The organism is Pelorhabdus sp. sgz311002 (assembly GCF_056134285.1).
In genome coordinates, this window is the sequence record NZ_JBWBCL010000001.1 from 197,002 (window position 1) to 222,378 (window position 25,377).

General features: G+C 43.9%; 25 protein-coding genes and 1 other annotated feature. All 25 genes read left to right on the plus strand.

Going from position 1 to position 25,377, the window contains the following annotated elements; all coding sequences use genetic code 11:
* Positions 1 to 22: 22 nt before the first annotated feature.
* Positions 23 to 667 (plus strand): ribosome biogenesis GTP-binding protein YihA/YsxC, encoded by a 645-nt coding sequence (yihA, locus tag AC0NJP_RS00980; protein ID WP_474698834.1) that lies wholly within the window; start codon positions 23 to 25, stop codon positions 665 to 667.
* 95 nt (positions 668 to 762) lie between these two features.
* Positions 763 to 1,215 carry a siroheme decarboxylase subunit alpha gene (gene ahbA / locus AC0NJP_RS00985; protein ID WP_474038034.1) on the plus strand — a complete coding sequence of 151 codons (453 nt, stop codon included), beginning with the start codon at positions 763 to 765 and terminating at the stop codon, positions 1,213 to 1,215.
* A gap of 8 nt (positions 1,216 to 1,223) precedes the next feature.
* Positions 1,224 to 1,721 carry a siroheme decarboxylase subunit beta gene (gene ahbB / locus AC0NJP_RS00990; RefSeq protein ID WP_474038035.1) on the plus strand — a complete coding sequence of 166 codons (498 nt, stop codon included), beginning with the start codon at positions 1,224 to 1,226 and terminating at the stop codon, positions 1,719 to 1,721.
* An 88-nt stretch (positions 1,722 to 1,809) separates the two neighbouring features.
* Complete coding sequence (locus AC0NJP_RS00995; protein WP_474698495.1) at positions 1,810 to 2,778, plus strand: polyprenyl synthetase family protein; 969 nt, start codon at positions 1,810 to 1,812, stop codon at positions 2,776 to 2,778.
* A gap of 211 nt (positions 2,779 to 2,989) precedes the next feature.
* Positions 2,990 to 3,199 carry a twin-arginine translocase TatA/TatE family subunit gene (locus tag AC0NJP_RS01000; RefSeq protein ID WP_474038039.1) on the plus strand — a complete coding sequence of 70 codons (210 nt, stop codon included), beginning with the start codon at positions 2,990 to 2,992 and terminating at the stop codon, positions 3,197 to 3,199.
* Between the two features lie 9 nt (positions 3,200 to 3,208).
* On the plus strand, positions 3,209 to 3,964 hold the full coding sequence (gene tatC, locus AC0NJP_RS01005; RefSeq protein WP_474038040.1) for a twin-arginine translocase subunit TatC: 756 nt from the start codon (positions 3,209 to 3,211) through the stop codon (positions 3,962 to 3,964).
* A 75-nt stretch (positions 3,965 to 4,039) separates the two neighbouring features.
* A complete protein-coding gene (gene folD, locus AC0NJP_RS01010) occupies positions 4,040 to 4,885 on the plus strand; it encodes a bifunctional methylenetetrahydrofolate dehydrogenase/methenyltetrahydrofolate cyclohydrolase FolD (RefSeq protein WP_474698496.1) in 846 nt (281 codons plus the stop codon).
* A 41-nt stretch (positions 4,886 to 4,926) separates the two neighbouring features.
* Positions 4,927 to 6,594 (plus strand): formate--tetrahydrofolate ligase, encoded by a 1,668-nt coding sequence (locus tag AC0NJP_RS01015; protein WP_474698497.1) that lies wholly within the window; start codon positions 4,927 to 4,929, stop codon positions 6,592 to 6,594.
* A gap of 36 nt (positions 6,595 to 6,630) precedes the next feature.
* A complete protein-coding gene (locus AC0NJP_RS01020; RefSeq protein WP_474038044.1) occupies positions 6,631 to 7,470 on the plus strand; it encodes a sulfide/dihydroorotate dehydrogenase-like FAD/NAD-binding protein in 840 nt (279 codons plus the stop codon).
* A complete protein-coding gene (gltA, locus tag AC0NJP_RS01025) occupies positions 7,452 to 8,858 on the plus strand; it encodes an NADPH-dependent glutamate synthase (RefSeq protein WP_474038045.1) in 1,407 nt (468 codons plus the stop codon). Before AC0NJP_RS01020 ends, gltA begins: the two co-directional genes overlap by 19 nt.
* A gap of 65 nt (positions 8,859 to 8,923) precedes the next feature.
* Positions 8,924 to 9,143: a binding site (T-box leader), on the plus strand.
* Positions 9,144 to 9,189: 46 nt separating this feature from the next.
* Complete coding sequence (locus AC0NJP_RS01030) at positions 9,190 to 11,844, plus strand: valine--tRNA ligase (RefSeq protein WP_474698498.1); 2,655 nt, start codon at positions 9,190 to 9,192, stop codon at positions 11,842 to 11,844.
* A gap of 33 nt (positions 11,845 to 11,877) precedes the next feature.
* A complete protein-coding gene (locus AC0NJP_RS01035; RefSeq protein ID WP_474698499.1) occupies positions 11,878 to 13,170 on the plus strand; it encodes a bifunctional folylpolyglutamate synthase/dihydrofolate synthase in 1,293 nt (430 codons plus the stop codon).
* 77 nt (positions 13,171 to 13,247) lie between these two features.
* The gene (locus AC0NJP_RS01040) at positions 13,248 to 14,501 is read left to right on the plus strand and encodes an O-antigen ligase family protein (protein ID WP_474698500.1); all 1,254 of its coding nucleotides are present in this window, start codon (positions 13,248 to 13,250) and stop codon (positions 14,499 to 14,501) included.
* A 242-nt stretch (positions 14,502 to 14,743) separates the two neighbouring features.
* Positions 14,744 to 15,136, plus strand: coding sequence for a DRTGG domain-containing protein (locus tag AC0NJP_RS01045; RefSeq protein WP_474038050.1), 393 nt, complete (start codon positions 14,744 to 14,746; stop codon positions 15,134 to 15,136).
* Positions 15,109 to 15,552, plus strand: a complete 444-nt coding sequence (locus AC0NJP_RS01050) for an ATP-binding protein (RefSeq protein WP_474038052.1) — start codon at positions 15,109 to 15,111, stop codon at positions 15,550 to 15,552. The genes AC0NJP_RS01045 and AC0NJP_RS01050 overlap by 28 nt, the downstream gene beginning before the upstream one ends.
* A 6-nt stretch (positions 15,553 to 15,558) precedes the next feature.
* On the plus strand, positions 15,559 to 16,911 hold the full coding sequence (locus tag AC0NJP_RS01055) for a [Fe-Fe] hydrogenase large subunit C-terminal domain-containing protein (protein WP_474698501.1): 1,353 nt from the start codon (positions 15,559 to 15,561) through the stop codon (positions 16,909 to 16,911).
* A gap of 14 nt (positions 16,912 to 16,925) precedes the next feature.
* A complete protein-coding gene (locus tag AC0NJP_RS01060; RefSeq protein WP_474698502.1) occupies positions 16,926 to 17,276 on the plus strand; it encodes a serine kinase in 351 nt (116 codons plus the stop codon).
* Positions 17,269 to 18,012 (plus strand): PHP domain-containing protein, encoded by a 744-nt coding sequence (locus AC0NJP_RS01065; RefSeq protein WP_474698503.1) that lies wholly within the window; start codon positions 17,269 to 17,271, stop codon positions 18,010 to 18,012. Before AC0NJP_RS01060 ends, AC0NJP_RS01065 begins: the two co-directional genes overlap by 8 nt.
* 42 nt (positions 18,013 to 18,054) lie before the next feature.
* On the plus strand, positions 18,055 to 18,552 hold the full coding sequence (gene nuoE / locus AC0NJP_RS01070) for an NADH-quinone oxidoreductase subunit NuoE (RefSeq protein ID WP_474038057.1): 498 nt from the start codon (positions 18,055 to 18,057) through the stop codon (positions 18,550 to 18,552).
* A gap of 2 nt (positions 18,553 to 18,554) precedes the next feature.
* A complete protein-coding gene (locus tag AC0NJP_RS01075; protein WP_474038058.1) occupies positions 18,555 to 19,118 on the plus strand; it encodes an ATP-binding protein in 564 nt (187 codons plus the stop codon).
* Positions 19,105 to 19,470, plus strand: coding sequence for a (2Fe-2S) ferredoxin domain-containing protein (locus tag AC0NJP_RS01080; protein WP_474038059.1), 366 nt, complete (start codon positions 19,105 to 19,107; stop codon positions 19,468 to 19,470). The genes AC0NJP_RS01075 and AC0NJP_RS01080 overlap by 14 nt, the downstream gene beginning before the upstream one ends.
* A 22-nt stretch (positions 19,471 to 19,492) precedes the next feature.
* Positions 19,493 to 21,283 carry an NADH-quinone oxidoreductase subunit NuoF gene (gene nuoF, locus AC0NJP_RS01085; protein ID WP_474038060.1) on the plus strand — a complete coding sequence of 597 codons (1,791 nt, stop codon included), beginning with the start codon at positions 19,493 to 19,495 and terminating at the stop codon, positions 21,281 to 21,283.
* Between the two features lie 21 nt (positions 21,284 to 21,304).
* Entirely contained in the window at positions 21,305 to 23,029 is a 1,725-nt protein-coding gene (locus tag AC0NJP_RS01090) for an NADH-dependent [FeFe] hydrogenase, group A6 (protein ID WP_474698504.1), read from the plus strand.
* A 116-nt stretch (positions 23,030 to 23,145) separates the two neighbouring features.
* Positions 23,146 to 24,372, plus strand: coding sequence for a cation:proton antiporter (locus AC0NJP_RS01095; protein WP_474698505.1), 1,227 nt, complete (start codon positions 23,146 to 23,148; stop codon positions 24,370 to 24,372).
* 237 nt (positions 24,373 to 24,609) lie between these two features.
* Complete coding sequence (locus AC0NJP_RS01100; protein ID WP_474698506.1) at positions 24,610 to 25,251, plus strand: redox-sensing transcriptional repressor Rex; 642 nt, start codon at positions 24,610 to 24,612, stop codon at positions 25,249 to 25,251.
* Positions 25,252 to 25,377 lie beyond the last annotated feature (126 nt).

The following is a 25,377-nucleotide window of genomic DNA, read 5'->3' on the forward strand; positions in this document are numbered from 1 at the left end:
TGTAGAAGTAAAAAACGGGCAAATGGCACCAGGCGAGAAAGCGGCAGCTGTAATCGCAGAGGTTGAGGTTCTGGCGGCAAAATACGTCGCTTCCGCTGTGCGGGCTGATCAATATCCAGCAGAAGATCTGCCTCAGTTTGCCTTTGTAGGAAGATCCAATGTAGGAAAATCTTCGTTGATTAACTCGCTTTGCCGTCATCGGGGGTTAGCTCGCATCAGTAGTACGCCAGGTAAAACGCAAACTCTTAATTTTTATCAATTAGAAATGCGAAAATCTCTAGAGAGAAAGAGCATTTTCTTTGTCGATTTGCCTGGTTATGGCTATGCTAAGCGGGGACAAAAACAACGCACAAGCTGGGGGAAATTTATTGAAGATTTTCTTATGGAATCTACGGAACTGAAACGGGTATTTCAGCTTATCGATATTCGCCACCCTGTGCAGGAAAGCGACTTACAGGTTTTTGACTGGCTTGTTTCATCAGGCGTACCTGTACAGATTATTGCGACCAAAGCCGATAAATTAAGTCGTTCGGCCGTGCAGAAACAGCAAGCTCTTATTAGTCGTCAGCTAAAAATAAAGCAACATGAAATCATGACTTATTCTTCGTTAAAAGGAACTGGTAGGAAAGAAGTTCTTGACGTTATTGGCGACCTTTTGTTACTATAACAGTAATAGAATAGGAAAGGACAGTCTCCGGGCTGTCCTTCTTTCCATGCTGAACAGGTCTTGTTTTCTTATTATTTTTAGAAAGGCTGGATGTCATGCTGTCACAACTCGATAAGGCTATTTTAAATATTTTACAGACGAAACTTCCGGTAGCCAGCCGTCCTTTTGCAATGATTGGCGATGCTGTAGGCTGCGACGAGGAGACGGTTTTGTCACGTGTCCGTTGGATGAAGGACAATGGCTATATTCGACGAATTGGTCCTTTTTTTGATTCGGCACGACTCGGGTATGTTGGTACATTAGTTGCTGCTGAGGTAGATAGTGAGGCCCTTGCTGCGGTAGCGCAAAAAATCAACTCCTATGTGGGCGTAACTCATAATTATGAACGAGAAGGGGAATTTAACCTTTGGTTTACACTGCTTTCACCAAGTAAAGCGGCGCAAGAACAAGTTCTGGCGGAAATTGCAAAAGTTCCTGGGATTCGGCGTTTGCATAGCTTACCAGCCCAAAAAAAATTAAAAGTAAATGTCAAATTTGATTTGAAGTAGGTGATGGAGTGGATTGGCTGGATAAAGAGATTATTATACTAATGCAAGATGAATTTCCTTTGGAAAAGGAACCTTATGCACGCTTAGCTAGCGAATTAAAAATTACCGAAGCAGAACTGATAGAACGATTGCAGCGGTTTCAAGAAACGGGGAAAATTCGTAAGTTTGGCGCTGTTCTGACGCATCGTCGCATTGGCTATACAGCAAATGCTTTATGCGCTTGGATTGTGCCATTTGCTGACTGTGAACGAGTCGGGGAAATTATGACAGCGTCTCCTGCTGTTACGCACTGCTATTGCCGGGAAATAAAACCAGACTGGCCTTATAATTTTTATACGATGATCCATGGCCATAGCCGGGAGATTTGTGAAGAGACTGCGCTAAAGTTAGCAGAAGCGACAGGCGTTTTCGATTATAAGTTGCTGTTTAGCACCAAGGAATGGAAAAAGACGAGTATGCGTTATTTTCAGGAAGACGCAGTCTTACGCCAGGAAAAAGCGCAATAGGGAATAAAAAGGGGAAATATGGTGGACTATATGTCTGTTGTATTGTATGATAGTAACAGACTTTAGCTGTAGGTGATCTGATTTGACTATGACTAATTTATTTTCACTGGTGCAAGAAGAAATGGCTGCCGTGGAACAGGAGCTACTTGAGATGGTTACTGTGCCGGAAGCTTTACTTAGTAAAATCGGTGGACATTTACTTCATGCCGGTGGAAAGAGATTGAGGCCGGCTTTGTTTTTACTCTGTGCCAAAAGGGACAAGGAACAAAGTAACGAGGCTCATTATTTAGCAACGGCTATCGAATTAATTCATATGGCGACACTTGTCCATGATGATGTAATTGATGTGGCGGCTACGCGGCGGGGGCGTCCTACGGCAAATGTGATTTTTGGTAACCATGCTTCGGTTTTGGCTGGAGATTATTTGTTCGCTCGTGCCTTTTCTTTGATCGCTGAGCATTCACGCAGTGAATCGATGAAACTTTTAACAGATGCGATCTGTGTTATTTGTGAAGGGGAAATTTTCCAGGAACGGGATCTCTTTGATTTAAACCAAACCATGGAAGGCTATTTTACCAATATTAATCGCAAGACAGCTGATTTTATTGCAACAAGCTGTAAGTTGGGTGGAATTGCCGCTGGGTATGATACGCAGTCGGTAACGGCGCTTCATCGTTATGGCTACTGCATTGGGATTGCTTTTCAAATTACGGACGACCTACTTGATGTAACGGCTACGGAACAGGAAGTAGGAAAGCCCACAGGCAATGATTTAAAACAAGGCATCTTAACAATGCCTACGCTGTATGCGTTGAACCATAGTCACAATAAAGACAAGCTGTATCAATTAATTGCCTCACGTGCTGTAGCGAATGATGCAACAAAGCTGGCAGAGGCATTAGGTTATATTCGTAATAGTGGTGCTGTTGAATATTCTTTTCAGCAAGCCCAGCACTACCTGGAGGAGGCGCGGCAGGTTTTGCCTGAATGCATACCGCTTTCGGTTAAAAAGGTTCTTTTGGATATTACTGAATTTATTGGTAAACGTCATTTTTAAGATTTCAAGAAAGACATTTTATGCGCTGCGATAAAATGTCTTTTTTTCAATCATTATTCTGCTATTTTGTTAAATTACTGTAAAATGAAAATATTTTAAAGGAATTATCACTTGGTAGGGCGAAATTTTTTAGACAAATCTTACTGAATATCCCTCATATTGTGTTTTAGAAAACAAACAGGTATAATATTAATGAAAGGGTGTGACAGGATTGTTTAGTTTTAGTATGCCGGAATTGATCTTAATTCTTGTAATTGCTTTAGTTGTATTTGGACCGGGGAAACTTCCTGAAGTTGGCAAGGCTCTTGGCCGCGGCATTACTGAATTTAAAAAGGCGACTATCGGTGAAGCAAAAGACGAGTCCATTAAAGTAGAAGCAAAGCCGATTGAAGAACCTCGCAAAGCGGAAGAGAAAAAGTGAGGATTTCTTATGGCGACCGATGAACAAGACGAAGTAACGGCAGCAGAATCCGATACGGCTGCACCCGCCGCGCAAGGAATGATGTCGCTGGTAGACCATCTGCAGGAATTACGTCATCGGTTAATTAAAATAATTATTGCACTGGTGGCCACAAGTTCTGTCTGTTACTTCTATGCTGTAGACTTAGTGAGTTTTATTACAGCGCCAGCTGGAAAACTTTATTATATGCATCCTGCTGAAGCTTTTTTTACCTATTTAAAAGTTTCTTTTTTTGTGGGTTTTTTAATTGCACTACCTGTAATTTTATATCAAGTTTGGGCTTTTATTCTGCCGGCTTTAACGGGTACGGAGAAGAAAGTTTCTTTTTTTCTGGTCCCCGCATCTGTTTTGCTTTTTTTAGCGGGACTGGCCTTTTCCTACTTCTTAGCACTTCCAGCGGGGATTCGCTTTATGCTGGGATTTGCTACGGATAGTTTGCAGCCGCTTTTTTCGATTGGTGATTATTTATCATTTGTAATTTCCTTTTTATTGCCTTTTGGCTTTGTTTTTGAACTGCCACTGTTTATTACGGTAGCAGCGAAATTGGGGCTGCTTACATCAGATTTTTTAAAGAAAAAACGCAAAGTCGTTTTTGTTTTATCGTTTGTATTCGGCGCCATACTTTCGCCGACGCCAGACGTGTTTTCACAGACGCTTGTAGCTGTGCCCATGCTTATTTTGTATGAGATTAGCTTATTAATCGTCCGTTATATTTTAAGAAAATAAATAGCTATGCTCCTTTCAGATTTTGCTGTCGGCGAAATTCTGGAGGGACTTTTTCACATTAGAAAGGATGGACTTATGGCGCATTTACTTGATGGACAAAAAACAGCACAATTGATCAAAGATGAACTAATAAATGATATTACTTGTCTGAAAAATCGGGGAATTACGCCAGGCCTTGCTGTCATCCTAGTTGGTGAAAATCCTGCCTCGAAAGTTTATGTAGGACATAAGGAAAAGGCTTGCCAGGCCTTAGGCATTTATTCCGAAGTGATTCGAATGCCGGAAACGGCAACGACAGCAGAGGTTCTTGCCGTAATTGGCGAGCTAAATCAACGTGATGCGATTCACGGCATTCTCGTGCAACTGCCTTTACCACAAGCCGTCGATGAACAGCAAGTGATTGAAGCAATTGTACCGGAAAAAGACGTAGATGGTTTTCATCCGATTAATACCGGGTGTTTATGGCAAGGGAAAGATGCTTTTATTCCTTGTACGCCTCAAGGCGTTATGGAATTATTAGACCGCTATGATATCGCTGTTGCCGGTAAACATGCAGTCATTATTGGACGCAGTAATATTGTAGGAAAACCAATGGCTGCTTTGCTCTTGGCTAAAAGCGCCACTGTGACGATTTGTCACTCAAAAACAGAAAATCTGGCAGGTCTTACGAAGCAAGCTGACATAGTGATTGCTGCCGTAGGCAAGCCGCAATTTGTAACAAGCTCCATGGTGAAAGCAGGCGCTGTAGTGATTGATGTAGGGATTAATCGCCTTGATAAGAAGCTGGTTGGCGATGTGGACTTTGCCTCTGTGCAGGAGATTGCCAGTGCTATTACGCCAGTACCAGGCGGTGTTGGCCCATTGACAATCGCCATGCTGCTGAAAAATACAGTAAAGGCTGCGAAACTTATTAGTGAATAAGGGCAGTCTTGATGCAAGAATGATTTGGAGGGAACGACAGGTTGAAAAGTGACGTAGAAATTGCACAAGAAGCAGTGAAAGAACCGATTACAGTTGTAGCGAAGCAATTGGGAATTGGGGAAGAAGAAATTGAGTTATACGGCAAATATAAAGGGAAAATAGCTCTTTCTACTTGGGAGCGCTTAAAAGATCGCCCCAATGGTAAGCTCGTCCTTGTGACAGCTATTACGCCGACGCCTGCCGGTGAAGGCAAAACAACAACGACAGTCGGCTTAGGCGATGCCCTTCATAAACTCGGTAAAAAGGTCGTTATTGCCCTGAGAGAACCTTCTTTAGGGCCTTGCTTTGGAATTAAAGGCGGTGCAGCTGGCGGCGGATATGCTCAAGTTGTACCGATGGAAGATATTAACTTGCACTTTACGGGCGATATTCATGCGATTACCACAGCTCATAATCTGCTGGCGGCAATTATCGATAACCATGTTCATCAAGGCAATGAATTGAATATCGACCCTAGACGCATTACTTGGCGGCGGGTACTTGACTTAAATGAACGGGCTTTACGTCAGATTATTACAGGTCTTGGCGGCAAGGCCAACGGTGTGCCGCGCGAAGGTGGCTTTGATATTACGGTTGCTTCAGAAATGATGGCAATTCTGTGTCTTGCTGCTGACTTAGAGGATATGAAAGCAAGAATCAGCCGGATTATTGTGGCTTATACCTACGATAATAAGCCAATTACCGTAGCGGATCTTAAAGTAGCAGGAGCCTTAACTCTTCTCTTTAAAGATGCGATTAAGCCGAACTTAGTACAGACGTTGGAAAATACGCCAGCTCTTGTCCATGGCGGTCCTTTCGCTAATATCGCTCATGGCTGTAATAGTATTATGGCGACAAAATTTGGTTTGAAACTGGGCGATATTGTTGTTACAGAAGCTGGTTTTGGCGCTGATCTAGGTGCCGAAAAGTTTCTTGATATTAAGTGTCGATTCGGCGGGTTTTCGCCAGATGCTGTTGTTCTTGTCGCTACGGTAAGAGCACTGAAAATGCATGGCGGATTACCGAAAACTGCATTGACTACAGAGGATCTTGCCGCGTTAGAACGCGGTATGGCCAATCTAGAAAAACATATTGAAAATATGAAACAATTTGGTTTGCCTACTGTTGTGGCAGTCAATGTGTTCCCGACGGATACACAGGCCGAGCTTGCTCTTTTAAAAGAAAAATGCGAAGCCTTAGGCGCTGAAATTGCCATTTCCAATGTATGGGCTGATGGCGGTGCTGGCGGCGTAGAGTTGGCGGAAAAAGTTCTGGCCGCTTGTGATCAGGCGAAAAATTTCCAATTTGTTTATGATGTCAATGAATCAATAGAACATAAAATTACGGCAATTGCTAAGACGATTTATGGTGCGAGTCAAGTGGCCTTTACAGCAGCGGCAGCTAAGACCATAACGGAACTTACGGCGCTTGGTTTTGATAAAACGCCAATTTGCATTGCGAAAACACAGTATTCCTTTAGTGATGATATGACCAAACTGGGTCGTCCGGAGAATTTCACTTTGACGATTCGTGAGATTCGTGTGGCTGCCGGGGCTGGTTTTCTTGTTGCCTTAGCAGGCAATATTATGACAATGCCTGGTCTTCCCAAACGGCCAGCAGCGGAATTAATGGATATTGCCAATGATGGTACAATCACCGGCTTATTTTAGCTGATTGAGTGATAGGTATATTTTAGGAGGGGTTTTATGTTTAAGATTGTAGAAAAAAAAGTTCTGTCTCCTAGCGTAAAACAATATGCTATGGATGCGCCGCGGATTGCGCAGAAGTGCCATCCCGGTCAGTTTGTAATTATTCGAATAGACGAAGAAGGCGAGCGTATTCCGCTCACGATTGCCGATTTTGACAGAGAAAAAGGAACGATTAGCCTTCTGTTTCAAGAAGTGGGCGCTTCGACCCAACAACTCGGTCAATTAGAAGAAGGCGATTCACTGCTTGATATTGCCGGCCCTTTGGGTAAACCGACGGATATTCAAAATTTTGGTACTGTCGTTTGTGTCGGCGGCGGCATCGGTGTTGCACCGGTATACCCCATTGCTCGCGCCATGAAAGAAGCGGGAAATCGGGTTATTTCGATTATTGGTGCTAGAAATGAAGATCTTTTAATTTTCGAAGATGAAATGAAAAATGTAAGTGATGAGCTTTATGTTACGACTGATGATGGTTCAAAAGGCGTAAAAGGCTTTGTTACGGATGTTTTGAAACGTTTAATTGATGAAGGCGAAAAAATTGCTGAAGTTATGGCAATTGGCCCCGTTGTTATGATGCGCGGCGTAGCTGAAGTAACACGCCCTTATGGTATTCATACTGTAGTCAGCTTGAATCCAATTATGGTTGATGGCACAGGAATGTGCGGCGGTTGCCGTGTAGCTGTAGGTGATGAGAATAAATTCGCCTGTGTTGATGGCCCCGAATTTGATGCCCATAAAGTAGATTTTGCCAATCTAATTGCTCGTCAAAAAATGTATTTGCCTCAGGAAAAGAAAAGTTGTGAAAGCGGAAGGAGCGAATGTCATTGTCACCGGTAATGAAGAAACACCCCATGCCAGAACAAGATCCGAAAGTTCGCGCAAAGAATTTTTCTGAAGTTTCTTTAGGATATAATGCAGAAGACGCCAAAGCGGAAGCGGACCGTTGTCTGCAATGCAAAACATCGCCTTGTCGCCAAGGCTGTCCTGTTCAAATTAACATTCCTGATTTTATTAAAAAACTGCGCGATGATGATTTGGAAGGCTCTGCACAGAGCCTTAAATCCTTCAGCAGTCTGCCTGCAGTCTGCGGCCGTGTTTGTCCGCAGGAAGAACAGTGTGAAAAATATTGCGTTTTGGCGAAAAAAGGGGAAGCTGTAGCAATTGGTCGTTTGGAACGTTATGTAGCTGACTATGCCAGAACCCATGGCGAGGCAGCTCCGGTGAAAGCCGCTGAACCGAAGAATCAGAAAGTTGCCATTGTTGGCGCAGGCCCTGCTGGTCTGACCGCCGCTGGTGATCTGGCGAAGCTCGGCTATGAAGTGACGATCTTTGAAGCGCTTCATGCGCCAGGCGGTGTTTTGATGTATGGCATTCCTGAATTCCGTCTGCCAAAAGAAATTGTTCAAAAAGAAATTGACACGCTGAAACAACTTGGCGTAAAAATTGAAGTCAATACGGTAATCGGTCGTACTTATACTGTTGATGAGCTTATGGAAGAAGAAGGCTTTGACGCCGTGTTTATCGGCACAGGCGCTGGGTTACCGCATTTTATGAAAATGCCTGGTGAAAACTTGAATGGCGTGTATTCCGCCAATGAATTTTTGACTCGTTGCAATCTGATGAAAGCCTATCAATTCCCGCAAGCAGCTACACCGATTCATGTCGGCAAGAAAGTAGCAGTTATCGGCGGCGGTAATGTAGCTATGGATGCAGCTAGAACGGCATTGCGCCTCGGGGCTGACCATTCCTATATTGTGTATCGTCGTTCCGAAGAAGAAATGCCAGCTCGTTTAGAAGAAGTCCATCATGCGAAAGAAGAAGGCGTGGAATTTGCGCTTCTTACGAATCCGCAGGAAGTTATGGGCCAAGATGGTTGGGTTTCCGGCTTGAAATGTGTAAAAATGGAGCTGGGTGAACCAGACGCCAGTGGCCGTCGTCGTCCGGTTGAAGTACCAGGATCGGAATTTGTTCTTGATGTTGATGTGGTTATTATTGCCATTGGTCAGGGACCGAATCCGCTGGTGCAGTCTACAACGACAGGTCTTGATACGGATAAGCGCGGCAATATCGTAGCGAATGAAGAGACCGGCCAAACGTCTCGTGACGGCGTCTTTGCTGGCGGTGATATTGTGACAGGCGCTGCTACTGTTATTTTAGCGATGGGTGCCGGGAAAAAAGCGGCAGCAGCCATGGATCAGTACTTGGCGGAAAAACGCAAAGCCTAATAAGGTTTTGCTTGTGCTTGACAAGAATCGATCGATTCGATAAGATAATAACGAATCGAATGAACATAACTACAGTGAATGGAAGAGTAGATTGCTTAGTAAGACACAGAAATAAGATCCTTGGCTGAGAGATCTTAACTTAGAAGCTTTCGAAGGTCATCCAGGAGTTGCCGCGCTGAACGAATAGTAGGCCTGGCCGGTTTTGTCCCGTTACGACAAGGAGAGTGTCCGGTTTACACCGGAAAGTAAGGTGGTACCGCGAAAGATAACCCTTTCGTCCTTTGGGATGAAAGGGTTTTTTATTTTTATTGAGTCTAAGGAGGCTATCACGTTGAACACAGAAGAGAAAACACTTCCTACGGTTTACAATCCTGCGGAGTTTGAACAAAAATGGTATGATTATTGGCAAGAAGAAGGTTTCTTTCATGCAGAAGTAGAGCCAGAAAAAGCGCCATTCAGTATGGTCATACCACCACCGAATGTAACAGGAAAATTGCATATGGGCCATGCGCTTGATAATACACTTCAAGATATTTTAATTCGCTTCCGGCGCATGCAGGGCTATAATACGCTATGGATGCCAGGGACAGACCATGCCGGTATTGCTACGCAGATCAAAGTAGAAGAAATGTTGGCAAAGGAAGAAGGAAAAAGTCGCTACGATCTAGGGCGTGAAGCTTTTGTCGACCGCGTATGGGACTGGAAAAAGCAGTTCGGCGGCGATATTATTCATCAGCTTAAGCGTCTTGGCGCTTCCTGCGACTGGGACAGAGAGCGTTTTACTCTTGATGAAGGTTGTTCTAAGGCGGTAAGAGAAGTATTTGTTAATCTCTATGAGCAAGGTTTAATTTATCAAGGTCACCGTATTACCAATTGGTGCCCTCGTTGTAATACGGCTTTAAGCGATATCGAAGTGGAACATGAAGAAAAACCAGGCAATTTATATCATGTTTTCTATGCGGCTGAAGATGGAAACGGCGGTTTAACGATTGCTACAACGCGGCCAGAAACACTTTTAGGCGATAGTGCTGTAGCGGTTCATCCTGACGACGCGCGGTATAAAGACCTGATTGGAAAAAATCTCATTTTGCCTGTTGTCGGCCGCTTACTGCCGGTTATTGCTGATGAATATGTTGATCCGTCTTTTGGTACTGGCGCCGTAAAAATTACACCGGCTCATGACCCTAATGACTTTGAAATGGGTCAACGTCATCATTTGCCGGAATATATTGTGATCAATCCTAATGGCACTATGGCAGCAGAAACTGGCAAATATGCCGGAATGGATCGTTATGAATGTCGGAAAGCCTTACTGGCTGATCTAAAAGAAATGGGCTGCTTAGTAAAGATTGAGGAGCACAATCATTCGGTAGGCCACTGCCAAAGATGTTCAACCGTCGTTGAACCGCTAGTATCGAAGCAATGGTTTGTTAAAATGGAGCCGCTGGCTAAACCGGCTATTGATGCAGTTACTGGCGGAAATATTGAATTTGTACCAGAACGGTTTACGAAAATTTACTGCAATTGGTTGGAAAATATTCGCGATTGGTGCATTTCTCGTCAACTCTGGTGGGGTCACCGCATTCCCGCCTGGTATTGTGAAAGCTGCGGTAAAACTAGCGTTTCTCGCGACGATCTGACTGTTTGTCCTCATTGCGGCGGCAAAGTCGAGCAAGATCCTGATGTGCTTGATACTTGGTTTAGCTCTGCGTTATGGCCCTTTTCCACGATGGGCTGGCCGGACGACACTGCTGAACTAAAACAATTTTATCCCACCAGCGTTTTGGTAACAGGCTATGATATCATTTTCTTCTGGGTGGCTAGAATGATCATGATGGGACTGGCTTTCCAGCAGGAAATTCCCTTTAAACATGTCTTCATTCACGGTCTCGTGCGAGATGATCAGGGCCGTAAAATGAGTAAATCTCTTGGCAATGGCATTGATCCTCTGGAAGTTATTGAAAAATACGGCGCTGACACGCTACGCTTTATGCTTATTACTGGTAATACGCCAGGCAATGATATGCGTTTTTACTGGGAAAGAGTCGAATCTACCAGAAATTTTGCCAATAAAATTTGGAACGCCTCTCGCTTTATGTTAATGAACCTAGAAGGCTTTGATGCGAACTTTGTGCCGCAGGAATTTACGCTGGCTGATAAGTGGATCTTAAGCCGTTATAACCAGACAGTAAAAACAGTAACGGAAAATCTGGAGAATTTTGAACTTGGCGAAGCCGGTCGACTCCTCTATGATTTTATCTGGAGTGAATTTTGCGATTGGTATATTGAATTAGCCAAAAATCGTTTGTATGGCAAAGAAACAGAAGAAAGCCGCAAAACAGCGCAATATGTCCTGTGCAAGGTGTTGCGCGGCACGCTAGAATTGCTTCATCCCTTTATGCCATTCATTACAGAAGCCATTTGGCAGACTCTGCCTCATGAAGGCAAGAGTATTATGGTTGCTCCTTGGCCAAAAGTGGAGGCAGAAGGAATCGATTTGGCGGCAGAAAAAGAGATGGCAGCTGTCATGGATACGATCAAAGCCGTACGGAATATGCGGGCTGAAGTCAATGTAGCGCCAGGGAAAAAGTGCGATATTATCTTGAAACTTGCCGATTCATCGTTAGAAGCAACTTTTACGATCAATAAAGGTTACCTTTATACCTTGGCAGGCGCTGAGTCCTTAACGATTCTTGCGCCAGAGGCTGTAAAACCAGAAAATGCCATGACCGCAGTCGTAGCTGGTCTGGAAATCTTCCTGCCCTTAAAAGGCCTGATTGATGTGGAAAAAGAAACAGCGCGACTTGCGAAAGAATTGGCAAACTTGAATAAAGAAGTCGCTCGTATTGAAGGGAAATTAAATAATGCCGGCTTTATGGCCAAAGCACCAGCCGACGTTGTGGCCAAAGAAAAAGAAAAGCTGGCAGGCTATGAGCAGCAAAAAGCAGCTGTCGCAGAGCGGCTTGCTTATTTAGATACTTTATAAGTCTGATTTTGTGGATAGGAGGATGCAAGAAGCATGGATTATGCAGCAGCCCTTGCCTATTTAGAATCGCTCGGTAAATTTGGCAGTCAGCTTGGGTTAGAGCGGATTCAAAAACTGACGGAACTGATGGGAAATCCGCAGCAAAAATATCGCACCATTCACGTAACTGGAACAAATGGCAAAGGGTCAACTTCGACCCTGATTGCCGCAAGTCTTCAGGCAAGCGGCATTCGTACCGGACTTTATACGTCGCCGCATCTTCACTCTTATTGTGAGCGAATGAAGCTTGGTGGAAAGAACGTTTCGGAAGATGATTTTGCTGCAGCTATTTTTCATACAGCGAAGTTTGTACAGCAAATGGTTGACTTAGGATTAGAGCATCCTACCGAATTTGAAGTGCTTACAGCAGCGGCTTTTTATTTATTTGCTGAAAAAGGCGTTGAGTATGCTGTCATTGAAGTAGGGCTCGGCGGTCTGTTAGATTCCACGAATGTCATTATTCCTGAAGTGTCAGTCATTACGAATGTGTCCTTAGAACATATGGATCGCTGCGGTGATACTGTTGAAGCGATCGCTGCTCATAAGGCGGGAATTATCAAGGCCGGACGGCCTGTCGTTACAGCAGCTGTCAGTCCTGCCCTTGAAGTCATTGCCGCGAAAGCTGAAAAGCTTGGCAGCGCGCTTTACTCATTAGATAGGGATTTTTCAGTTAAGATTTTAGATCGTTCGCAAGAGCGTCAGAAGCTAGCAGTAAATTGTTGGGGAAAGAAATTTTGCCTAGAATTATCGCTTCTTGGTCATCATCAAGCGCAAAATGGGGCTGTGGCGGCGGCAGCGCTGTTGCTTTTAGCAAAACAGGAGCAGCGCATTTCTTTAGAAAGCCTGCAAGCTGGCTTTGCCATGGCGAAATGGCCAGGGCGTTTTGAGATTATTCCTGGCGAACCTGTTATGATTTTTGACGGAGCTCATAATCCAGCAGGAATTCAGGTATTGAAAAATACCCTGGCTGAATATTTTCCTGGACGCCGCTTTGTCTTTGTTTTGGGAATTTTGCGTGACAAGAATATCGCTGAGATGGTTGCTGATTTAATTGAGCCAGATGACCGTGTTGTTGTAACTGAGCCAATTTCTGAGCGAGCCTGTGACGCAGAGGCCGTAGCAGACTTTATTACCAAGTTCACCAAGCTACATAGTGAGCAGATTCAAGTAGCTGCTACAATACCAAAAGCCTTAGAACTAGCCCGTAATTGGGCTGAAAAGGATCGGGTTGTTTGTATTGCCGGTTCGCTTTATTTAATCGGTGAAGCAAGACAATACTGTCAGTAGACAAAGTGAGCCAGCTTCGTTATAATGAGGTTGGCTCGCTTTATGTAATACAAAACTGAAATGGTAAAGGTGACAATGTGTGTAAGGAAAATTTCATACACCGTTTTTTTTATTCGCTTGATCAATATATTGAATATTCTTTAATTCTTGTTGTGTTTTTTTTGCCGCTGTCCTTAGATTTAACAACTTACTGTTTGATGGGATCGTTCGGCCTATGGTTAGTAAAATTATTGTATCGTCGCAAGTGGTTGCTTCGGTCGACCCCGTTTGATTTGATTATTGGGTTTTTAACGCTTTTTTCGTTTGCCTCTGTATGGGGTTCGCCTGACGTGGGGTTTAGTTTTTACAATTATTATAATCTAATGGGTCGATATTTGCTGATCTATTATCTAGTTGTACATAATGTTCATTCTTTAGATCAAGTAAAACGCTTGGTAGCCGTACTGCTCTTTTCGGCTTTTTTTGTCAATTTGTATGGTTATTATCAGTATATTTTTGGCGTAGATATCTCGGCGTTTCAATGGGTGGACGATGCGCAGTTTCCTGATTTAAAAGTGAGGGTTTTTTCCACGTTGAAAAATCCGAATCTGTTAGCGTTTTTTCTTGTTACCATTATGGCCGTTGCTAGCGGTCTTGGCTTTTATGCACCGGATCGTAAATATAAAAGTGCTTTGTTTTTGCTTGTTGCTGCTTCTGGCGCTTGTCTGGTTATGACCTATTCGCGGGGCGCTTGGATTAGTCTGTTTGCCGTTTTTGCCGCCTTTGGCTGGTGGTATAATCGAAAAATTTTATGGCTTATTTTATTTGTTCCTTTATTGATCTTTTTCGCCCATAATGGTGTGCTAGAACGATTGCTTTCTGTTTTAAATCCGACGATAGATAGTTCTTCCAGTCTGCGTTTGGCCCTATGGGAAAGCACTTGGTATATGATTTTAGATCATCCGCTCTTGGGGATTGGTTGGGGCGCTTACTATCTGGTCTATCCGGCTTATGATTTTTATGTTGTAGCAGGGAAGATTTTTCATGCTCATAACATGTACTTAAATATTGCCGCTGAGATTGGCGTGCCTGGTTTCTTATGTTTTATGGCTTTCTTTTATGGTCACGGTAAGTTGGCGCTGGTGTTATGCAAAGAAAGTCGTGATCCCTATATTGCTGGTTTGATGCTTGGCGTATTAGCCGCTTTTTTAGCGCTTGTGATCAGCGGATTTACTGACTATACTCTCTTTAATATTCAGATGTCCATGTTATTTTGGTTCCTGAATGCTCTCATTGTGCAATCATGGCGACTGAGTCGACGAATTGATTGCTTAACACTTCAGGATAAATAATACAAAAAACAAAATAATTTTGTTTACATTTTTGATTTTAAGCAGGATTTTCTTCTTTTTTTTCGAATTACTTACAAGGTAATCTGATAAATTTAGTTACCATACCTTGTAGAGCAACTAAAAAGCGAAAGCATTTGATTACAATGAGGACAATGCGTCCTCTAATTTTTTGCAATTTATTATGTGAAATTTCTCATTTAATGATTTATTCACACTAATTGCGCAATGGAGGTGGCAGGCGAGTGAAGTTACAGCAGGTAGTAGAAATATTAGCGGCGGAAGTGCTTTGCGGCGGAGAATGGTTAAGTCGCGAAGTCGATAGTGTTTGCGGCGCTGATTTAATGAGTGACGTTCTGGCTTTTACGCACGAAAATACTCTTTTACTTACGGGACTTACTAATATTCAAGTGATTCGTACTGCCGAGATGAGTGACTTAATTGGTATTGTTTTTGTGCGAGGAAAACGTCCTGGCGGAGAAGTTCTTAAACTAGCCTACCTGAATCAACTACCGCTCTTAGCAACAGAGCTACCGCTTTATGAAGCCTGCGGCCGTCTTTATCAAGCTGGCTGTGGACAAGGACGCGGCCAAAAAGGAGGGCAGAGAAGATGTCTGACGGACAAGCAATTTGTTTAGAGTTTTCCCTTTGTGGATCAAAATTTGAAAGCGCCGGTGAGGCATCTAGTAAAATCAAGCAGGTTTTACAGCAAATTGGAGTGCCTTCCGAAGTGATTCGCCGCATTGCCATTAGCGCCTATGAGGCGGAAATGAATGTGATTATTCATGCTTTTCGCGGCTGGATGAAAGCGTCTATTTCGCCGGAAAAAACGGAGATAGCGCTGGAAGATGAGGGACCTGGTATTGCTGATATTGAACTGGCCATGCAGGAAGGTTACTCAACAGCGCCTGACCATATTCGCGCAATGGGCTTTGGCGCGGGTATGGGACTTCCTAATATTTCCCGCTGCGTTGATCAATTTGATATTTCTTCAGAAATCGGCGTTGGGACAAAAATTTATATTGTTATTGATCATAAGATTCGAGAAGCATAGATTCCTATGGGAAAGGATGGTGAGTGTGCAGTGAATGAAATAACCGGGACGCCAGCAATACATTCCGTCAGGCTTTTAGCAAACCGTTGCAAAGGTTGTGTTAGTTGTACCAAGCGCTGCCCGACTGAAGCGATACGCATTCGCTTTGGCAAGGCGCGAATTATTCATTCACGGTGCATTGATTGCGGTGAATGTATACGCCATTGTCCGACCCATGCTAAAACAGCGATAACCGATGGGTTAAATGCTTTGGCGGACTATGACTATAATATTGCATTGCCGTCACCAGCTTTGTATGGTCAATTTGGTATGGAATTTAGCCATGCGGCAATTCTATGGGGTCTGAAACAACTCGGGTTCCAGGAAGTCGTTGAAGTGGCTGAAGGGGTAGAAATTGCTGCATTAGCCATAGCCGACTACTTACAGCAGCAGGGAAAAAAACAACCTGCTATTTCATCGGTTTGTCCGGCTGTGATTCGGTTGATTCAAGTGAAGTACCCAGAACTAGTATCTCATATTGTACCAATTGATGCGCCAGAAGAGATCTTAGCCAGGAAGCTGCGGCACGAAAGAAGCGACAAAGGACGGGTCGGCATCTGGTTCATTACGCCCTGTCCGGCTAAAATGACGGCAGTAAGTAACCCCTTGGGACGCGATAAATCAGAGCTTTCCGGTACGATTTCCATTTTGAAGATCTATGGGGAACTCTTAAAAATACTTCCTGCTTATTCACAGCAGGAATTTAGTCAAATTAGTTCGTGGATTGGCGTTGGCTATGAGAGCGCCGGTGGTGAAGGGATTGCTGGTAAGGTTGATTCGCTGTTGGTCCATGATATTCACAGTGTGATTAATGTTTTAGATCAAGTTGCTATCGGCAAGCTCAATGATGTAGCTTATTTAGAGTGTTTGGCTTGTGTCGGCGGTTGTCTTGGCGGTCCGCTTACGGTGGAAAATCGTTACGTGGCGAAACATCGTTTGAAACAGCGATTGAAACTTTGTTGTGAGGAAGACCAAAAAGCAGGAAAAAAGGGACGGTCTACTTACGATCAAGACGAAATTGACGTAAAAAGTCGCAAGCCGATTTTACCGCTTGATGTGATGAAACTTGATGAAGATATTTTTAAAGCGATGCATAAGGTGGAAATGATTGATCAAATTTCGAGTCGTTTGCCAGGCCTTGATTGCGGGTCCTGCGGTTCCCCTACCTGCCGGGCTCTTGCTGAAGATATTGCCCAGGGAAGCGCCAGCGAAGCCGATTGTGTTTTTAAACTGCGCAAGCGTGTCAAGGAGCTAGCTCAGGAAATGATTGGTCTAGCTGAAAAAATGCCTTCTTCGCTTGGTAAAAAAAATTTGGAGTAGAGAAGGGATCGCTAGTGATTGTTCGGGAAATGTGTGAACAGTTGTCTCTGGACTGTCTTACTGTAGCGGAAGATGGACTTTTTTTGCAAGAAATTACTGGCGGGATTGTATCCGATCTTTTAAGTAATGTAATGGGTCAGGCGAAAGCCGGCGCTGTATGGATTACGATGCAATCTCATCAAAATATTGTTGCTGTCGCTTCTTTGGCCGACTTGGCAGCAGTGATTGTAGCCGGCGGCGCTACGGTAGAACAGGGAACAAGACAGAAAGCGGAGCAGGAAAAAGTTCTGTTGTTTACTACAGCTCTTACTGCCTATGAAGTAGCGGGGCGCCTGTATCAATTGGGGATAAAGTCAAATGCTTAGGGCTTTTACCGCTGATTTGCATGTGCATACGTTGCTATCACCTTGCGCTTCCGTAGAAATGACACCACATCATCTAGTATTGCAAGCAGAAGCGATGGGAGTCGATATTCTAGCAATTACAGATCACAATTCTTGTGATAATGTAAAAGCTGCATTATTGGCTGCTTCTGGTAAACCTGTCACGATCTTGCCGGGGATGGAAGTAGAAACAAAAGAAGAAGCCCATATTCTCGTTTTGTTTGATGCGCTTGCGCCGCTGCTCGCTTGGGAGCAGATCGTAGCAAGCCATCGGAGTGGCCGCCGCAATGATGAGGAAAAGCTCGGAGCGCAGTTTATAGTGGATCAGTATGATGAATTTGTTGCTGTAAAAGAAGAAATGCTGCTTGATGCTTTAAATCTTACTGTAGCGGAAGTTGCAGAAACCGTAGAAAAACTTGGCGGAATCACGATTGCGGCGCATGTGGATCGTCCTATGTACAGCTTGTTAACTCAATTAGGGTTTATTCCAGAAGGACTCCAGCTTAGTGCGCTAGAAATTTCTCGTCGTTTTGGCGCTAACGAGGCCAGAAAAGCTTTTTCTAATCTACAAAATTGGCCTTTAGTTACGGCAAGCGATGCTCATTCACTCGAAGATTTTTGTCAGGGACCTCGGACAACTTTGTATTTAGAAAAGGTTTCTATTGCGGAGATCAAGCTTGCTCTAGCGGGAAGCTGTGGTCGGAGCGCTCTATTTTAAATAAGACAGTTAGAAAAGTTAATTTATAAGGGAGGTTTGTATATGGAATCTACTCATAGTAACTGTTGCGGCGGTAGCGGTCAAAAAATTGATTTTTCGCGGTGTGATGAAATTTTAGCACGCTATCAGTCGGTTAAGGGGGCATTGATTCCTGTTTTGCAGGAGATTCAGCAAGTCTACGGCTATCTTTCGAAAGATATTTTGCTTCGGATCAGTGAAAAAATGCAAATTCCTATTAGTCAGATTTACGGTGTAGTGACCTTTTATTCACAGTTTCATTTAAATCCGCGAGGACGCCACGTAATTCGCGTCTGTCAAGGAACAGCCTGCCATGTGCGCGGGGCCAAAGCGATATTAAAAGCACTGGAAGATTATTTACGGGTTGACGCAGGACAAACAACGAATGATCTTCGCTTTACTTTGGAAACAGTGGCCTGCATCGGCGCCTGTGGGTTAGCTCCAGTTATGATGGTTGATGAGGATACCCATGGCCGACTCACGCCAGCAATGATTCCGGAAATTTTAGGTCGCTATATGTAACTATGCGTGAGTTGTCGCTGCATATTTTAGACCTTGTGCAAAATTCTTTGGAAGCTGGTGCTGGAGAGATCAGTCTTACAATTCAAGAGGATCCCTCAAATGATTTATTTTTTCTGTCTGTTTCCGACGATGGTCGCGGCATGAGTCGACAGGAGTTGGAGTGCGTTAGAAACCCGTTTGTAACAAGCCGCTATACGCGAAAAATCGGTCTGGGACTGTCCTTGATTGAAATGTCTACAAGCCGAGCGGGCGGAGCGCTTGAGATAGAGTCAAAGCCCGGTGCGGGGACAACTGTAACAGCAATCTATCAGTATTACCATTTAGATCGTCCGCCGCTAGGAAAAATCAAAGACACTATTTTAAATATTCTTGTTGCGAATCCTTCTTTGCGATTTTATTATCAGCATCGTGTGAAAGAACGTTCTTTTTCGCTTTCCTCACAGGAGATTTACGAAATTCTTGGCGGTATATCCCTGACGCAGCCTGATGTATTACAGTGGCTGACGCGATATTTAGAAGAACAGTATGAACGACTATACGGAGGTGTAGGCCATGAAGACGCTTGAAGACCTGAGAAAATTACGAGAGAAGCTGCAGTGTGAACGCAAAGTGCGCCAACTAGGTGAAACGCAGGTCATTATCGGCATGGGGACATGCGGGATTGCCGCTGGCGCTAGAGAAGTAATGAAAGCTTTATTAGAAGAAATGGCAAAGCGCCGTCTTGATGATGTATCGGTACGCCAAACTGGTTGTATCGGCATGTGTGAGAAGGAAGTGCTTGTAGATGTTGTGCGAGCAGGAGAACCGCGGATTACCTATGGCAATGTAAAACCAGAAGATGTGGCCAAAATTGTGGCGGAACACGTAGTGAACGGCCGAATTGTGGAAGAACTTGTTGTGGCTAAAATAGAACAATAAAAGGCTAACGGGAGGAGAAGTTATGGAACATATCAGAGCCCACGTCTTACTTTGTGCCGGTACCGGCTGTGTGTCTTCCGGCTCGAAAAAAGTACAGGCTGCCTTTGTGCGGGAGTTAGAGCGCCGCGGCCTGAATAAGGAAGTTAAAGTTGTCGAAACAGGCTGTCATGGCTTTTGTGAAATGGGACCTCTTGTCATTGTTTATCCCGAAGGAGTCTTCTACTGCCGCGTGCAAGAAGAAGATGTGGCGGAAATTGTAGACTCGCATCTTTACAAAGGTCGCATTGTGGAACGACTTTTGTATCGTGAGCCGCTATCTCATGAGAAAATTCCCAATTATCAGGATATTGTTTTTTATAAGAAACAAATGCGTCTGGTCTTGGCAAACTGTGGCCATATTAATCCAGAATGTATTGAAGATTATATTGCAGCAGGCGGTTATGAAGCGTTAGGAAAAGCGCTTACTTTAATGACGCCAGAGGCTGTGGTTAGCGAAATGAAACAAGCGGGACTTAGAGGGCGCGGCGGCGGCGGTTTTCCTACCGGTGTGAAATGGGAATTTGCCAAAAATGCACCAGGTAAAGAAAAATATGTAGTTTGTAACGCCGACGAAGGCGATCCGGGCGCTTTTATGGATCGCAGTGTGCTCGAAGGCGATCCGCATCGAGTGATTGAAGGAATGGTTATTTGTGGCTACGCTATTGGCGCGCAAGAAGGCTATATATACGTACGGGCAGAATATCCGCTCGCGATTAAACGATTAAAAGTTGCCATAGAGCAAGCTCAGGCCATGGGCTTATTAGGCGATAATATTTTTGACTCTGGCTTTTCCTTTAAAATTAAGATTAAAGAGGGCGCTGGCGCTTTTGTCTGCGGGGAAGAAACGGCCTTGCTTGCTTCGATTGAAGGTGAGCGGGGGATGCCACGGTCACGGCCGCCTTTTCCAGCGATTTCCGGCTTATGGGGTAAACCAACCAATATTAATAATGTGGAGACTTTTGCTAATGTGCCGCAGATTATTGTTCGCGGTAGTCAGTGGTATGCTGCGATCGGCACCGAGAAGAGCAAGGGAACCAAGGTGTTTGCTCTGACTGGGAAAATTAATAATACCGGTCTGGCGGAAGTTCCCATGGGAATTACTATGCGTGAGATCATTTTTGATATTGGCGGCGGTATTCTAAACGGGAAGAAATTTAAAGCGGTGCAAATCGGTGGTCCCTCCGGCGGCTGTTTGCCAGAGGAACTTTTGGATTTACCTGTAGATTACGATTCTTTAATAAAAGTTGGCGCGATGATGGGGTCAGGCGGTCTTGTCGTTATGGACGAAGATACCTGCATGGTTGATGTAGCAAAATTCTTCGTTCATTTTACGCAAAGTGAATCCTGCGGCAAGTGTACGCCCTGCCGGGAAGGCACCAAGCGGATGCTTGAAATTCTCACCCGGCTCACGGAAGGGAAAGGCGTCGAAGGGGATATTGAACTTTTAGAATCCTTGGCGAAAAATATTAAAGCAACGGCTTTATGTGGGCTCGGTCAAACGGCCCCGAACCCTGTTCTCAGTACACTCAAGTATTTTCGCAGTGAATATGAAGCGCATATTAAGCAAAAACGCTGTACCGCTGGAGTATGCAGCCGACTTTCGGGCTACGTGATTCAAGAAATCTGTAAAGGCTGTGGTCTCTGTAAAAAGGTTTGTCCGGTAGAGGCGATTTCGGGTGAACTAAAATCCGTTCATAAAATTGATGGCAGTAAGTGTATTAAATGTGGCGCTTGCATGACAAAGTGTCCCTTTAAAGCAATTGTGAAGGGATAAAGAAAGGGGGAAAACAGGAGTATGGAAAAAGTTCGACTGACAATTGATGGTAAGGAAATAGTAGTAGAGCCTGGCAGCACTATTTTAGCGGCGGCCGAGCAGCTTGGCATAAAAGTTCCTAGCTTGTGTCATCATCCGGAACTTAGACCGGCAGGGGCTTGCCGGGTATGTATGGTAGAAGTAGAAGGCGCGCGAACTCTTGTAGCTTCTTGTGTTTATCCAGTCAGTGAAGGTCTTGTTGTTCATACGAACACAGCCGATGTTCGCGAAGCGCGTCGGACTGTAGTCGAGTTGCTGCTAGCGAATCATCCGTCCGACTGTTTATCTTGCTATAAAAATCAAAAGTGCGAGCTGCAAAAAATTGCGGCTGATTTAAATATTCGCCAGATTCCGTTTCGTGGCGAAAAAAATGAATATCCGTTAGATACCAGTAATCCTTCGCTGATCCGTGAACCGTCAAAATGCATAAAATGTGGTCGGTGTGTTCGTGTTTGTAGCGAAAGACAGGATGTTAACGTCTATAGCTTTGTCAATAGAGGCTTTAAGACAATTGTAGCGCCTGCTTTTGAGCTGGGATTGGGAGATGTGGCCTGTACACTTTGCGGTCAGTGTGCAACAGTCTGTCCAACGGCTGCTATTATTGAAAAAGATGATACGCCTGGTGTTTGGCACTCTTTAAGTGATAAGACGAAACACGTTGTTGTGCAAACCGCTCCGAGTGTGCGTGTGGCTTTAGGGGAAGCACTCGGTTTACCGACAGCCTCTATTGCTACAGGAAAAATGGTAGCCGCGCTAAGACGACTTGGTTTTGCCAAGGTTTTTGATACGGATTTCGGCGCTGATTTGACGATAATGGAAGAAGGACACGAATTATTGCATCGTATTAAGCAAGGCGGGGTTTTGCCAATGATTACTTCGTGCAGTCCCGGCTGGGTTAATTTTATTGAGCAAAATTACAGTGATCTTCTCAGCCATTTATCAACAGCGAAATCTCCGATGCAGATGTTTGGCGCCATCGTAAAGACCTATTATGCTCAGAAAACAGGAACAGATCCTAAAGATATTATTTCTGTCGCCATTATGCCTTGCACAGCGAAAAAGGCAGAAGCTTTGCGGCCCGATATGGCATCAAGCGGCTATCAGGATGTAGATTGGGTGCTTACGACACGGGAATTGGCGCGCATGATCACAGAAGCTGGTATTGATTTTGCCACCTTGCCAGAAGAAGAGTTTGATGATCCTCTTGGCGACTCCACTGGGGCGGCTGTGATTTTTGGTGCAAGCGGCGGTGTTATGGAAGCTGCTTTACGTACTGTTGCCGATGTGCTGGCGCAGGAAAGCCTTCCTGACCTAGAGTACAAAGCAGTACGGGGACTGGAGGGAATTAAAGAAGCGATTGTCAAAGTAAAAGACTTAGAGATTCGCGTTGCTGTGGCTCATTCCTTGGCCAATGCACGAGTGCTTCTTGAAAAAATCCGGCAAGGCGAGGCTAAGTATCATTTTATTGAAGTCATGGCTTGTCCTGGCGGCTGTATTGGCGGTGGCGGACAACCTTACCCTGTTTCCAAAGAGGTCAGAGAAGCGCGCATTGCAGCAATCTATGACTGTGACGAAGCAATGGTGTTGCGTAAATCCCATGAAAATCCTCGTATTAAAGAATTATATGAAGAGTTTTTAGGGGAACCCTTAGGCGATAAAGCCCATCATTTGCTCCATACCCACTATAAGGCACAACAAAAAGGTTAATAAAACAGCTGACTTATCATCTTGCATCAGAAAACTCTTTAGCGAACTGCTAAAAGTTTTCTGATGCTTTTTTATGTGTTACAATAAAGCAAAATGTTTTTATTCAGGGGGAGAATATGGAGTCACAGGCTATCGAAATATCCAAACATACTTTAGCAATTTTTGCGGCGTTGTTTCTTGCCGGGGGGATTGCCGCTAAAGTTGCCGATCTTTTCAAAATTCCTGACGTTGTTTTATTTTTGCTTATCGGTATTTTAATTGGCCCGCCAGGGCTTAATTTAGTAGTTGTTCCGGCGGAATCGGTGTTAAACCAATTCATGCTTATTCTTGGTGCGTCCTTTTTACTCTTTCATGGTGGTACAAGTGTTAGTTTTGGTGTACTAAAAAAGACCTGGATTACTTTGTCGCTTCTGGCCACTCTTGCTGTAATCATTATGATTCTTATAGTTGGATTTGTGGCGCAGTGGGCATTGGGGATTGATCTTATGTTTGCTTTTTTATTAGCGGCAGTTATTGCTTCTACTGATCCGGCGACACTTGTTCCTATCTTTTTATCGATTAAGATTCGTGATAAAGTAGCGCAGACTGTGCTTAGTGAATCGGCTTTTAATGATGCCACTGGCGCTATTTGTACCTTTGCGATCCTTGGTATGATTGCAACAGGGCAGGTTTCTGCTGGTGAAAGCATCATGAAGTTTTTTATTATGGCTGGCGGCGGGATCGCCATTGGCGTAGTTTATGGCCTTCTTTCCGGCTTTATCATTTCCAATAAAGCGAGATTCTTATTTGGCGACTATGCGCAAGTTCTGATTCTGCCTGTTATTATTGCTGCCTATCTAACATCAGAGCATTTTGAGGCGAGCGGCTTTATGGCTGTTTTTGTAATTGGATTAATTTATGGTAATCTAGACGCTTTTGGTTGGCATATGACCAAAGAGCATCATGAGAACTTTGAATCTTTCCTTAATAATGGATCTTTGTTGTTACGTATGATCATCTTTATTCTTCTGGGAACCCATGTGGACTTTGCGATTGTTTGTCAGTATTTGATTCCTGGTATGATTATTATTGGCATCTTTATGTTTGTCGCCAGACCCTTGGCGGTTCTTGCTTGCGTAATTTTTGATCGCAGAGCAGAGTGGACTAAGAAGGAAATCTTGTTTATGTTTTGGACGCGAGAAACAGGGGTTATCCCGGCGGCCTTGTCAGGCATGCTGATCGGGATGGGAATTCAATATGCTGATATTATTGCAGCGATTACGTTTATGGCTATTTTAGCTACACTTGTCATTCAGGCAAGCACAACAAAGTGGTTGGCGCAAAAATTAGATTTGCTTGATTAAGTTTCAGAAAGTGTAATTATATAATGTTTTTCATGCCTTGGAGAATACTTTCGGTGATTTTGTGTGAAAGTATTCTTCGAGGCGTTTTGATTTATATTGGCTATAATGTTGATTTTTTGGAAAACTCTTGAAAAGGCTTGACTAAATAGCCAGACTATGTGAAAATTATAAGTAATGTAGAAAAAGACAGAAATCTTCTTCTGTCATTGGGCAGTGGATGGATAAGGAGGAAGTTCTTTGAAAAGCCACATTGTTATTTCGAAAGCAACAATTGATCGTTTGCCTCTTTATTTTCGCACCTTAAAACTGACCCAGCAGGAAGGACTTGAAATCATATCGTCAGAAGAGCTTGGGCGGCGTATTGGTGTTACGCCTGAGCAGATTCGGAAAGACCTTGCCTCTTTTGGCCAGTTTGGCAAAAAGGGCGTGGGGTACTATGTACGTGAACTGATTCGCAATATTGGTGAGATTTTAGGACTTCATCGCAACTGGAATATGGCTATTGTCGGCTTAGGACATTTGGGATGGGCTTTGGCCAACTACCCGAACTTCTCTTCGCTTGGCTTCAATATTAAAGCGATTTTTGATATTGACCATAGCAAGGTAGGTCTCAATATTAAAGGCGTTTCAGTGAGCCATATTGATGAAATTGAAAAGGTAGTAGCGGCTGAGTCCCTTCATATTGCTGTGATTACTGTACCTGCTGATAAGGCGCAGGCTGTGGCGGATCAATTGATTGCTGCTGGTGTAAAAGGAATCTGGAATTTTGCTCCCATTAAGATTGAAGTTCCAGAAGATGTGTTGCTTGTATCGGAAGATCTTTCCGTCGGCTTGAGCAGTTTATCTTATTATTTGACGCGGGCTTTGCCTGATTCATAATGAAAGAAAATTGTGAAAATCTATATCTTTTTGCAATAAACGTAATTTTTGAAATTTTTTTCAAAAATTGCGTTTGGTAAGAAGGAAATTGAAAAAGCATAGCGAATTACAATAAATATAAAGCGA